The 12,950-nt window shown below is 45.0% G+C and carries 8 protein-coding genes; 2 read left to right on the top strand and 6 right to left on the bottom strand.

Features of this window, described 5'->3' with window-relative positions; all coding sequences use genetic code 11:
* Nucleotides 1–23: 23 nt before the first annotated feature.
* Complete coding sequence (locus tag EMP01_RS03325) at nt 24–2,153, bottom strand: prolyl oligopeptidase family serine peptidase (RefSeq protein ID WP_129020061.1); 2,130 nt, start codon at nt 2,151–2,153, stop codon at nt 24–26.
* A 122-nt stretch (nt 2,154–2,275) separates the two neighbouring features.
* Between EMP01_RS03325 and EMP01_RS03320 the strand changes: the two genes are divergently transcribed.
* Complete coding sequence (locus EMP01_RS03320) at nt 2,276–3,676, top strand: MBL fold metallo-hydrolase RNA specificity domain-containing protein (protein ID WP_129020060.1); 1,401 nt, start codon at nt 2,276–2,278, stop codon at nt 3,674–3,676.
* A 50-nt stretch (nt 3,677–3,726) separates the two neighbouring features.
* Here EMP01_RS03320 and EMP01_RS03315 read toward each other — a convergent pair whose 3' ends face one another.
* From EMP01_RS03315 to hemH, 5 genes are all read right to left on the bottom strand, one after another.
* A complete protein-coding gene (locus EMP01_RS03315) occupies nt 3,727–4,491 on the bottom strand; it encodes a TIGR02757 family protein (RefSeq protein ID WP_129020059.1) in 765 nt (254 codons plus the stop codon).
* Between the two features lie 15 nt (nt 4,492–4,506).
* Complete coding sequence (locus EMP01_RS03310) at nt 4,507–5,172, bottom strand: peptidylprolyl isomerase (RefSeq protein ID WP_129020058.1); 666 nt, start codon at nt 5,170–5,172, stop codon at nt 4,507–4,509.
* 67 nt (nt 5,173–5,239) lie between these two features.
* On the bottom strand, nt 5,240–7,333 hold the full coding sequence (gene recG / locus EMP01_RS03305) for an ATP-dependent DNA helicase RecG (RefSeq protein ID WP_129020057.1): 2,094 nt from the start codon (nt 7,331–7,333) through the stop codon (nt 5,240–5,242).
* A 145-nt stretch (nt 7,334–7,478) separates the two neighbouring features.
* Nucleotides 7,479–10,253: a TonB-dependent receptor gene (locus EMP01_RS03300; RefSeq protein WP_129020056.1), complete on the bottom strand. Its 2,775-nt coding sequence runs from the start codon at nt 10,251–10,253 to the stop codon at nt 7,479–7,481.
* 156 nt (nt 10,254–10,409) lie between these two features.
* Nucleotides 10,410–11,435 (bottom strand): ferrochelatase, encoded by a 1,026-nt coding sequence (gene hemH, locus EMP01_RS03295; RefSeq protein ID WP_129020055.1) that lies wholly within the window; start codon nt 11,433–11,435, stop codon nt 10,410–10,412.
* Between the two features lie 169 nt (nt 11,436–11,604).
* Between hemH and hemA the strand changes: the two genes are divergently transcribed.
* Nucleotides 11,605–12,834 carry a glutamyl-tRNA reductase gene (hemA, locus tag EMP01_RS03290; protein ID WP_129020054.1) on the top strand — a complete coding sequence of 410 codons (1,230 nt, stop codon included), beginning with the start codon at nt 11,605–11,607 and terminating at the stop codon, nt 12,832–12,834.
* The last annotated feature ends 116 nt before the right edge of the window (nt 12,835–12,950 follow it).

Below are 12,950 nucleotides of genomic sequence, written 5' to 3'. Positions count from 1 at the left end.
ATACTTGAAATCTTGAATTGTACTTATTTAGGAAACTTCAGGTTTTTAATGCCCATATTCCATAAAGTGAATGCCCAGATGTCAGCAGCTTCATCAATTACTTTTGTTGTTGGCTTACCGGCGCCGTGTCCGGCTTTGGAGTCGATACGGATCAGATTCGGTTTTTCGCAGCCTTGATTTTCCTGCAGGGTCGCTGCAAATTTGAAAGAGTGCGCCGGTACTACACGGTCATCATGATCGGCAGTGGTGATCATAGTTGCAGGGTAGCACGTGCCTTTTTTGATATTGTGCAAAGGAGAATATTTGATCAGGTAGTCGAACTGATCCTGATTATCACTGCTACCGTACTCTACAGCCCAGCCCCAACCTACAGTGAATTTATGATAGCGCAGCATGTCCAGTACGCCCACCTGCGGGATGGCTACTGCATAAAGGTCCGGGCGCTGCGTCAGGCAGGCGCCGACCAGCAAACCTCCGTTAGAACCACCGCGGATAGCGAGCTTGCTGCTGGAAGTATATTTTTCTTTGATCAGGAATTCAGCACCAGAGATAAAGTCGTCAAATACATTTTGCTTGTTAGACAGCATACCACCTTTATGCCAGTCTTCGCCAAACTCGCCACCACCGCGCAGATTGGCCAGGCAGTAAACACCACCACTTTCCAGGAATGGAATCAGTGCCATAGAGAATGATGGGGTCAGACTGATGTTGAATCCGCCGTATGCATACAGCATCGTAGGGTTATTGCCATCCAGCTTCAAGCCTTTTTTGTAGGTAATGAACATGGGTACTTTAGTGCCGTCTTTAGAAGGATAGAAAACCTGTTTCGTCTCATACTCTTCCGGGTTGAATTTGGCACTGGACTTGCGGAACAGGGTAGACTTTCCTGTGGCAATATCATAGTGATAAATCGTAGGAGGATTGATGAACGAAGTATAGGTATAATAAAAATCCTTATCGTCTTTATGCGCACCAAAACCACTTGCCGTACCTAAGCCCGGTAAGGTGATGCTGCGTTCTTTCTTGCCTTTGTAATCATATTGTTCTACTACGCTTACCGCGTTTCTCAGGTAATTGGCAAACAATTTGCCACCTGCTGTACCCACGCCTTCCAGTTTTTCTTTCTGTTCTGGGATAAGGGTTTGCCAGTTGGCAGCTGCCGGATTTTTTGGGTCCAGTAAAACTACTTTATAATTCGGGGCGCCGTTATTGGTGTTTAGTACGATTTTGTCGCCGATGTTATCTACCACGGAAGCATTGGTTTCGAAGCCCGGTACGATAGTGGTAAAGCCTTTATTACTTGCATCTTTCAGGTCTTTGATCTTGATCTCGCTACCGTCTGTACCTTCAGAAATACCCAGCACGAGGAAGCGCTCATCTTCGGTAAGGTCTGCGCCTACATAGCGTAATGGATGTTCCTTGTCTTCATACACCAGTATATCTTCACTTTGTGCAGTACCTATTTTATGGAAGAATACTTTCTGGTATTCTGTTTTTGCAGAATATTTGGTGGCCTCATCTTTAGGCTTGGAATAACCGCTGTAGTAAAAGCCTTCTTCGCCTTTCCAGGAAATACCGGTGAATTTTACGTATTCAATTTTCTCAGAAAGCAGTTGCTTCGTCTTTACATCCATCACATATATTTCCTGCCAGTCACTACCGGAGGCAGATACTGCATATGCAAAGTATTTTTCTTTTTTGGAGAATGCTGTCGCCTGTAAGGCTACCGTTCCATCGCCGGATAATTTGTTCGGGTCCAGTAATACTTCTGGCTTGCCATTAATGCCAGTCTGGATATAAAGTACGGACTGGTTCTGTAAACCATCATTTTTGTAGAAAGTGTAGTATTGCCCGTTTTTGAAAGGAGCAGAGTATTTTTCATAATTCCATAACTGCGTCAGTCTTTCTCTGATGGCATCGCGGTAAGGGATCTGTTGCAGGTAAGCATTGGTGAACTGGTTTTGCGTCTGTACCCAAGCTTCCGTTTCTTTGGCTGTATCTTGTTCCAGCCAGCGGTAAGGATCGGTTACCTTCTGACCGAAATAATTGTCGGCCTGGTCTTCTTTACGGGTCTGAGGATAATTCATATGTTGTGCGTTTGACATCTGGCCCATAAGTAAGAGAGAGGCCAGAGGCAGAAGAGATTTTTTCATATAAATGATTTATGCTGACCAAAAATAAACAATTTAGAAGATTGTAACACTTTAATCTGTAACTTGGAATCTATTCTCAACAGGCCGTCAGGCTATATTACGGATCATTTTTAATTATAATTATGAAAATAGGATTTCACGGGGCGGCCCGTACGGTAACCGGCTCCAAGCACCTCATTACCCTGGATAACGGCAAACAGGTACTGCTGGATTGTGGTATGTTCCAGGGTATGGGTAGTGAGACCATGGAGCTGAATGCTCATTTTGGTTTTAATCCTGCTACGGTAGATTATGTGGTGTTATCGCATGCGCATATCGACCATGTGGGTTTACTGCCCAAGCTGGTGCTGGAAGGGTTTAAGGGTAAAATATTCTGTACCGAAGCCACAGCAGCATTGGCGGGGTTATTGCTGGCCGATTCTGCCCGGATTCAGGAAAGTGAGGCCACTTATATCAATAAAAGAAGAAAGCGCCAGGGCAGGCCCTTAGTCGAGCCATTGTATACGGAAGAAGATGTAGACAAGGCAACTGCCTTAATGCAGGCTGCACCCCTGGGCGAATGGTACCAGATAGATCCGCAGATCAGCGTGCTGCATACCGAAGCCGGACATATTATTGGTAGCACCTGTGTGCACCTGAAAATAGAAGAAGAGGGTGTGACCAAACATATCACCTTCAGCGGAGATGTGGGGCGTTATGATGATGCTATCCTGGATGCTCCGGCTCCTTTCCCGCAGGCAGATATTATCCTCATGGAAAGTACTTACGGCGACCGGGAACATAATCGTGTACAGCCTTCTCTGGAGCGCTTCCTGGAGACTATTGTAGAAACCTGCCTTGTTAAAAAAGGCAAACTGATCATACCTTCTTTCAGTGTGGGTCGTACACAGGAACTGCTGTATGCCCTTAATGCACTTTCCTTACAAAAGCGCTTACCACCAGTACCATATTATGTAGACAGTCCTCTGTCTGTTGAAGCTACGGAACTGACTAAACGCTTTCCGGAATTGTTTAATGACGCGGTGCAGGAAGTGATGAAACGTGATGATGATCCTTTTGCATTTCCTGGGCTGACCATGATCAAAAACGTAGATGCTTCTAAAGCGCTGAATCTGCGTAACGATCCTTGTGTCATCATCTCTTCTTCCGGTATGGCAGAAGCCGGAAGGGTGAAACATCATATTGCCAACAATATTGAGAATACCCGCAATACAATATTGATCGTAGGATATTGTGAACCTAACTCACTGGGCGGAAGGCTGAAGTCTGGTCAGAAAGAAGTCACCATTTTCGGTAAGGGCTATGAGGTGAATGCGAGGGTAAAAGTGATTGAGAGTATGAGTGCTCATGGCGATTATAACGATCTCCTGCAATGGATTTCCTGTCAGGATGCCACTAAAGTGCAGCAGGTATTCCTTGTGCATGGAGAATATGAACCGCAGCGTGCTTTCCGCGAGCGATTGCTGGCTAAGGGTTTTGGCGTAGTGCACATCCCGAGACTGCATCAGCAGGTAACGATATAAAATGCGTTTTTAAAATACTGAGGCGCGGGCAAAGCCCGCGCCTCAGTATTTTAAAAACGTTCTTCCACGCCCAATGCAAATAAAGCATAATCATATTTTACCGGGTCTTCGGGATCAAAAGCACGCAGGTGTTCCGTAAGCGCTATAGCCGTCTTCCAGTCATTTTGCTTGCGCTCGATTAACCCCAATCTGCGGGATACATCTGCCACATGCGTATCTAATGGACAAATGAGTTGTGCCGGAGTCAGGTAATTCCAGATACCCAGGTCTACCGGACTGTCTTTGCGGATCATCCAGCGCAGGAACATATTTAACCGCTTACAGGCAGAGCCCCGTTCCGGGCTGGCAATATGCTTACGGGTGCGTTCTGCAGCATCCGGTATACTGAAGAAATAGTGATGGAAATGATTCAGCGATCGTTCCACATTTACTGCCTCAGTTCCCGGCGGGATAAAGGCACTTTCCAGCAGTTCGTATTTGCTGTAATGCACTTTAAAGAAGGCTATAAAATGTAACAGGTCTGTACCGTTAAATGTACGGTGTACAAAGTGAAACAGTGGTTTAAGATCCTGCTCTTCATGCTGCAATACAAACTGGTAAGGAGCATTGTCCATCATCTCCAGCAGCCTGCGGCAATTATTCAGGATCATGGTACGATTGCCCCATGCTAAAATTGCTGCAAAAAATGCAGCAATTTCAATATCCTGTACTTGAGAAAATAAATGTGGTATAGAAACCGGATCTTTCTTTATGAAGGCTTCATTATGATAGGTCTCATATTTAAGATCCAGCAGTTTTTTTACGTTAGTATACATGTACGCTTTGTTAGTTTACCACCAGATGCCCAACCATTTTTTCTTGATTTTTACAGACTGAATGTGCTGATCCTTATTCGGACGATCGGCCTGATTGCGAGGCTGGTTTACTATTTTCTCCACAACATCCATACCTTTAGTTACCTCACCGAAAACGGTGTAATTGCCATCCAGGAACGGAGTGCCACCTATAGTTTTATAGATTTTTCTCTGTGCATCCGGTATTTTCTTATTGTTGCGCTTTTCAATCTGGTCCAGCTCAGCATCGGTATATTTCTTACCGTCTACGATATAGAACTGGCATCCGGAAGATGCTTTTTCTGGATTGTTGTCCCGTGCTGCAGCTAAAGCACCTCTTTTATGGAAATACTCATAGCGAAACTCAGCAGGTACTTTATATCCCACATCACCATCGCCCAGCATTTCACCGGCTTTCGTCTTTTTGGAATTAGGGTCTCCGGACTGGATCATGAAATCAGGAATAACACGGTGGAACAGTACGCCTTCGTAAAAGTGCGATTTAGCCAGCTTTACAAAGTTCTTGGTATGTTGCGGAGTATTGTTATACAGGAAAGCCTCGATTGTGCCGGCATCGGTTTTAATAATGGCTTTATATTTCTGTGCAATCGCCGCAAATGTAGCCGAACTCATTAAAGCCGCTAATAATAAAATCCGTTTCATAATGGGTAATACTTTTTTAGATTCAGACAAAAATAAGGATAATTGCTGAGCCATGTATCCCTGTTTTTTAACTGATCTTATTCCATTGCAGAGTATTGCTCTGGGTATTATGGTGCAATGCCTGGTACAGCATTCTGTGGTTGGGATGGGTAAGGCCGGGATCTTCAGATAAGATCAGTTCAGCTGCCTTTTTCGTTTCTTCGACCAGCGCTGCATCCTGTACGATGTCGGCAATTTTGAAATCGAGTGCCCCGCTTTGGCGGGTACCGTATATATCTCCAGGGCCACGCATCTTCAGGTCTTCTTCCGCAATCAGGAAGCCATCATTGGTCTGCGTCATGATGCTCATGCGCTGACGGCTCTCTTTAGAGATCTCCTGCCCGGTAAGCAATATGCAGTAAGATTTTTCGCTACCACGCCCCACACGGCCACGCAGCTGATGTAATTGTGACAGCCCGAAGCGTTCTGCACTTTCAATCAGCATCACCGATGCATTAGGTACATTTACCCCCACCTCGATTACGGTTGTCGATACCAGTATATGGGCCTCGCCGGAGACAAAGCGCTGCATATTCCGGTCCTTTTCATCGGCAGGCTGACGGCCATGAACCATAGCCACATTATACTTCGGATCAGGGAAGTATGTTTTGACCTGCTCATAATTGGCGATCAGGCTCTCATAGTCCAGCTTATCACTCTCATCGATCAAAGGGTATACGATATAGATCTGTCGCCCTTTTTCAATTTCATATTTGATGAATTCCATGATCTTGAACCGGTACACATCGAACCGGTGGGTGGTGTGAATAGGCTTACGTCCCGGAGGCAGCTCATCAATAACAGATACGTCCAGGTCTCCGTACAAGGTCATGGCCAGTGTGCGGGGAATAGGCGTTGCCGTCATGACCAATACATGCGGTGGTAATGTGTTTTTCTGCCAGAGCTTAGCTCTTTGCGATACCCCGAAACGGTGTTGCTCATCAATCACGGCCAGGCCCAGGTTCCGGAATGTAACCTTATCTTCTACCAGGGCATGGGTACCCACAACTATATGAATAGTGCCCTCTTTCAGTCCCTCCAGTATACGGCGGCGCTCCTTCGTTTTTACAGATCCGGTAAGTATCGCTATGGAGACCGGCATGTCTTTCAACAAATCGCTGATGCCCTGAAAGTGCTGCTGGGCTAATATCTCAGTAGGTGCCATCATACAGCTCTGGTAGCCGTTATCTGCAGCTATAAGCATACTGAGCAATGCCACCATTGTCTTGCCGCTGCCTACATCTCCCTGTACCAGCCGGTTCATCTGTCTTCCCTGCAGGGTATCGGTTCGGATTTCTTTAATAACCCTTTTCTGAGCCCCCGTTAGGTCGAAAGGCAGGTAATCGTTGTAGAAGGTATTGAACAGATCGCCCACAGAACCGAACACATAGCCCGGTTGCTGGTGATTGCGGATATTGGCACGTGTGATTTTCAATTGTGCGATCAATAGCTCTTCCCATTTAAGGCGATGGCTGGCGCGCTGCTGTGCCATAGCATTCTGAGGGAAGTGTATCTGGCTTAAGGCTTCATACCGGCCGCAAAGATTGTACTGCTGCAGGATGTTTGGTGGAAGCGTTTCATAAATATCTCCCGGCCTGATCTTTTCAAGCAGTGCCTGGGTCACCTTTGCAAATGAACGGTTGTTTAACCCTTTGGACCTCAGTTTTTCTGTTACACTGTATGCGGGTTGCATAGTCGGTGCAGCATTGTTTTGCCCCGGTTTGATGGCTTCAATCTCGGGATGGGTAATGGTAGGGAAACCATTAAAAAAGGTCAGCTTACCAAATATGCTGTACGCCGTATTGGGCAGTATGTTTTTCTGCACATAGCTGATGCCCTGAAACCATACCAGTTCCAGCTGGCCCGTCTGATCATAGAGGGTGGCGGTAAGCCTTTTCTTAAAACCACTGCCATGCTCATTAAAGTTCATAATGATGCCCTTCAGCTGTACCCATTCCTGGTCTGGCTGTAACGATTGTATATTCTGTACCTGGGTGCCGTCGATATAGCGGTAGGGAAAGTAATGGAGCAGATCTCCATAGGTACTGATATGCAGTTCCTTGCGGAGCAGTTCCGCCTTAAAGGAGCCGATTCCTTTCAGGAATTCGACTGAGGTTTGCAATATGGGTTCTCCGCTGTAGCTGATGGTTTTGGGCTTGTTGAAATTACGGGTACAAAACTAAAGAATATTTTGCCGATTACATGCGAAAGGGCTGCCATATGGCAGCCCTTTCGCATGTGTGTATTATGGGGGACAATTTTTGGTCTTAGAACTTATAAGAATAAGTCAGTGATAAAGTCGTACCTGGTCTGTATTGTTGCAGGATCCAGTCTTTATTTGCCTGCATGCTGCCATCTTTGAATGCAGAACCGGTAAATTTACTATCGCTGTCCTGGTCGAAGTAGAAACGATAAGGACTACTCAGGATATCTTTAACATTCAGTTTCAGTTCGCTTCTTTCAGACAGGTTGTATGCTACCTGGAAGTCTAACAGGTTACGTGGCATTTCATACACATCTCCGAAACGTCCGTCACCTACCAGGTAAATACGCTGACCGATTACGTTGTACATCGCTGTCAGGTTCAGTTTGCTGTTAGGAGAGCGGTAGCTCAGGCTGGTATTGATCATGTACGGAGACTGTCCGGCCAGTGGGCGGGAGTCAGAAGCGATACCATTGATATAACGTGTCTTGTCCAGTGTAACCTTAGAATTGATCAGGGCTACGTTTGCATAGAACGTAAAGTTGTTCAGGAAATCGCTACCCAGGAAACCTAATTTCTTACGAATTTCCAATTCCACACCGATGTTACGGGCATTAGGGAAGTTCATAGGAGTGATGTCATACGCACTGTTAGAACCGTACAGGTAATTCTCAATAGGGTTAGAGAAGTCCTTGTAGAATACTGATGCAGAAAGGATCTCACCACCGGTAGGGAAGTATTCATACTTCAGATCGAAGTTGTTGATCGTCGTTCTTTTCAGATTCGGATTACCGTTGATGTTTGCATTCAGCTCATAATCATAATAGCTCATTAAAGCCATCTCTCTCAGCTCCGGACGGGCCAGGCTCTTGAAATAAGAAGCGCGCAGGTTGGTTTTCTCTGTCAGGGCATAAGTCAGGTTAGCAGATGGCAATACATCCCACCAGAACTGATCTACATACTTTTTCTCTACAGTACTCAGGTCAATTTTATATGCTTCGAGACGTGCACCCCAAACCAGTCTTAACTTATCAGTGAATTTATTGTCCAGCATAGCGTAAGCTCCTGATGTGCTGGATTGTGCAGTGTATGCATCTCCAGGACCGGTCTGGTCTCTGAAATCATAGATCTGGTTGTTGATATTGGTCGGGCTGAACAGGTCCTGAATACCATTTTTCAGTACGCTCTGATCAGATGTAGTGGCACCCACATATCTGTTGCTGAAATCGCGGGTACGGTATTGTCCGAACAGACCGGTTTTTAAAGTTGATTTTTCAAACAGGTTAACCGGCTTGCTGTAGTTGATGTTTGCATTGATGATAGATTCACCCAGCTTGCTGAACATACGGTTATTGGCTTTACCCAGGGTACCCAGATCCGCTACATAAGCTTGTTCTGCATTGTTATAACCGTAGGATAATTTCTTCTGATCCGGTTGGTTATTGCTGATATAGTTATACGATAATAACCAGTTGATCTTGCTCTGGCCAGCTAATTGGTGCTCACCGTTCAGCGTAGTTTTGAACAGGGCTTTCTGTACCAGGTCAAAGGCATAGTAACGGATGTCTGTACCTCTTCCGATGTTCAATCCTTCACGATACATGAAGTTGTCATCGAAGTTGCGGTTGTATAATGTTTTCAGACCGATCTTGCTTTTGCCGTAGTAGTAGCCCATATTCACCACACCACCTAAAGTAGTAGAGTAGTTATATACATTGTCCGTATAGTTATAGTCATCGTACTGGCGCAGTACATTTGGTCTGATGTTCTCGCTGTGGTTGTAGTTAAGGGCACCGAAGAAGCCGAATTTGCGGCCGTTACCCAGTCTGTATACGCGACCCAGGCCAGCCTGCAGGTTCATCATCGGTAAAGCGCTGCGTGTCTGTACACTGAAGTCATTGTTCAGCATATTCAGGTATGATGCGCTTTGAGCCGGAGTCAGGAATCCACCTGCTTCTTTAACCGTAGGGAAGTTTTTAGGCAATTTTCTGCCATTGTCAAATCCCAGGAAATCGGTGCTGCTTTTATAACCCGTTTTGAAATCTTTAAAGGTAGATACGGTATTGTAACCTGTACCGATGCTGATATTGTTGAAGTTCTCTTCAGGTACTTCTTTAGTCAGTACATTGATCACCCCACCTGCGAAATCGGCAGGCAGATCCGGTGTGCCGGCTTTAGTGATGATGATATTGTCAATTACCGCAGAAGGGATAATGTCGAAAGAGAATGCCTTACGGTTAGGTTCAGTACTAGGCAGTACCGCATCATCTACCAAGGCAGTATTATAACGGTCGCTCAGACCGCGGATGATTACAAATTTATTATCCTGGATGGTTGTACCGCTTACCCTTTTCAGCACATCGGCAGTATTTCTATCCGGAGAACGTTTGATCGCTTCTGCAGAGATACCGTCAGAAACGGATGCTGCATTTTTCTGCATGGTGAACAGTGCATTTACCGTTTCTTTCTTCATGGAGCTGCTTACAACAACCTCATTCAGCTCGGTAGATTTGGACTCACTCATTACTACATTTACAGCAGGCATACTTGCACCTTCCGCAATTGTGATATCCGTAATCTCTTTGCTTTGATAGCCCATGCTCTCGATCACAATTTTATAATTACCTGGCTTCAGGGTAAACTCAAAATTACCGTCAATGTCGGTAAGCGCATTCAGTGTACTGGTTGTTTTGCCAGCTTCAAATACACTTACGGTTACCCCTGGTAATCCTTCGCTGTTGCTGCCGTCTTTAATATTACCTTTAAGATTAGGCGCATTTTGTGCGAATGCAGTTGTCGCGATAGACGCAATAGCAACTGTAGTAATAATTTTGTGCATACTTATTTCGTGTTGTGGAATTTCGCGCAAAGGTTTAAACTTAATGTTACTACAATTTGAAATTATTGTTACTTAATTATTAACTATTAACCGGAAAGGGGTACTGAGCTGTCTAAGTACCCCTTTCCGGTTATGTTTACTATACTATATATATTGTTATACTGCTGTATTGCAGAGCTCAATTACCGCATCTACCCAGTCATCGGCCGTATTCATACAGGGAATGTACTCATATGTCGTACCGCCATTAGAGATGAAGTCTTCTTTACCGCGCATTTCGATTTCTTCCAATGTTTCCAGGCAGTCGCTTACAAATGAAGGGCAAACTACTTTCAGGCGCTTAACCCCGTTTGCCGGCATTTCAGGTATTACAGTCTGTGTGCTTGGCAATAGCCATGGATCACGGCCCAGGCGGCTCTGGTAGCTTTGCTGCCATTTGGTTTTAGGCAGGCCCAGTTTTTTAGTCACCAGCTCGCTGGTCATCGTTACCTGGTGACGGTAGCAGGTTTTATGGCTCGGGTTAGATTTGTAACAGCAGTTCTCCACCTTCATACAATGCTGTCCGGTAGGGTCTGTTTTGGTTACATGGCGCTCCGGGATACCATGATAGCTGAATAATAGCTGATCAAAGCTGTCGGTATCGGCCACATGCGGTTTAATGCTGTTAGACAGGGCCGCAATATATGCCGGGTGGTTGTAGAACGGGGGCACAACACTTAGTTTAAAGTTGTAGTTATGCTTTTGTTTAGCCTGAACCATATGCTCCACGGCTGTTTCATAGCTGCTCATAGCATAGTGCGGGTATAATGGGAATAAGATTACCTCTTCCAGGTCTGGATTTTCTTTCAGTAAGGCCTCATAGGCTGCTTCCGGAGTCGGATTGCCATAGCGCATGGATATAGCTACAGGCATATCAGTCTTTTCAGCTACCTTTTCTCTCAGTTGTTGCGTAAGGACTACCAGTGGAGAGCCCTCTGGCCACCAGATCTGCTCATATGCTTCGGCAGATTTCGGTGCACGGAAAGGAACAATTATACCCTTAACCAGCAGCAAGCGAAACAGGTATGGTTTGTCAATTACCCGCTCATCCATTAGAAATTCATTCAGGTATTTACGCAGATCCTTGACAGAAGTGCTGTCGGGAGAACCCAAATTCATTAAAATCAAGCCTTTTTTAGCCATGTACACAGAAGTTTTAGCAAAAATAATATTTAAAACTGACTTCTGTCTTTATTCGTATATAGGATATATGGTACAATTTTTATGACATTAGAATGACAGAACTACTTAAAGGTGTGCAAATGATAATGTACCTTTGCGCCAGTAATGTCAATTCTTGTATTCATCGATTATGATTTTAGACGAGCGGAACAATTTACAGGAATTCTGGTGTGTGGGTATTAACCACCTGAACACGAGTACGGAGATTCGTAGTCGTTTTGCCATTGGTGCAGATGCCTATGACCGTCTACTGGCCGATGCCCCTGATTATGGAGTGGGGGCCCTTTTTGTAATATCTACCTGTAATCGTACAGAAGTATATGGTGTAGCCAAAGATGTAGAGCTGTTGATGGCCCTGATGTGTAAATACACAGATGGCGATCTGCACCTGCTGCGGGAGCATGCTTATACAATGGAGAGTACTATGGCGGTACAGCATTTGTTTAATGTCGCGGCTGGTATAGACTCTCAGATCCTGGGCGATTATGAGATCGTAGGGCAGTTAAAAACAGCCTTTAACTACGCTAAAGAGAAAGGTAAAACCAATGCCTTTCTTGATCGTTTATTCAATACCGTATTGCAGTCTTCCCGCGCAATCCGCAGCCAGACCAATCTGAGCAGTGGTACCGTATCGGTAGCCTACGCAGCTGTACAATTTCTTAAATGGCATGTGCCGACCTTAAGTGACAGTAAGATACTGGTGATCGGGGTGGGAGATATAGGTAAGAATACCTGTAAAAACCTGATCCAGGAACTGGGACTGAAAGACAACCTGGCTGTGGTAAACCGTACCGAAGATAAAGCGGCTACTTTTGCAGCAGAACTGGGCATTCGTCATATTCCATTTGCCGAAATGAGTGAGGCGATACGTGCATATGATGTGATTATTGTAGCCACAAATGCATCGGCCCCGATTATCACAGAGGCACATTTTGCTGAAGAGGACCACAAGATCATTATAGACCTTTCTATCCCTAATAATGTAAGTCCTTCTCTGGGCTCATACAAGCACATCATCCTGGCTAATGTAGATGACCTGTCCAAGATCAATGATGTGACCCTGCAACGCCGTCAGGAAGAAGTACCAAAAGCTAAAGCATTAATATCATTCTATATTCACGAATTTGCAGAATGGTATATCATGCGCCAGAGTGTACCGGTGCTGAAGGTGGCCAAAGAAAAGATTAAAGAACTGAACGGAGAGCTGGCAGATGCTATAGAGGATAAAGATTTTGACCATACAGTACAGAAAGTACTGAATAATATGGCCGTGAAACTGAAGAGCGATCAGAACAGACCAGGATGTAACTATATAGAAGCTATGAATGATTATATCATGTCCTACATTCTTAACAAATAAGCAATACATCATTTAATAATACGAAAGGAGCCGCAAGATGATCTTGCGGCTCCTTTCGTATATGGGCTTATATGTGAGTAAGGCATATAAAAAAGACCGGGAACGTTTATCGTTCC

This window comes from Edaphocola flava (genome assembly GCF_004118155.1).
Taxonomy (GTDB): domain Bacteria; phylum Bacteroidota; class Bacteroidia; order Chitinophagales; family Chitinophagaceae; genus Edaphocola; species Edaphocola flava.
Note: the sequence above shows the minus strand (reverse complement) of the source record. Positions and strands in the feature narration are given on the sequence as shown.

Excerpts from the sequence above, each read along its gene's own strand:
- EMP01_RS03315 (WP_129020059.1), bottom strand. The coding sequence starts at position 4,491 with ATGTATACTAACGTAAAAAAACTGCTGGATCTTAAATATGAGACCTAT.
- hemA (WP_129020054.1), top strand. The coding sequence starts at position 11,605 with ATGATTTTAGACGAGCGGAACAATTTACAGGAATTCTGGTGTGTGGGT.
- EMP01_RS03325 (WP_129020061.1), bottom strand. The coding sequence starts at position 2,153 with ATGAAAAAATCTCTTCTGCCTCTGGCCTCTCTCTTACTTATGGGCCAG.
- hemH (WP_129020055.1), bottom strand. The coding sequence starts at position 11,435 with ATGGCTAAAAAAGGCTTGATTTTAATGAATTTGGGTTCTCCCGACAGC.
- EMP01_RS03300 (WP_129020056.1), bottom strand. The coding sequence starts at position 10,253 with ATGCACAAAATTATTACTACAGTTGCTATTGCGTCTATCGCGACAACT.
- EMP01_RS03310 (WP_129020058.1), bottom strand. The coding sequence starts at position 5,172 with ATGAAACGGATTTTATTATTAGCGGCTTTAATGAGTTCGGCTACATTT.
- EMP01_RS03320 (WP_129020060.1), top strand. The coding sequence starts at position 2,276 with ATGAAAATAGGATTTCACGGGGCGGCCCGTACGGTAACCGGCTCCAAG.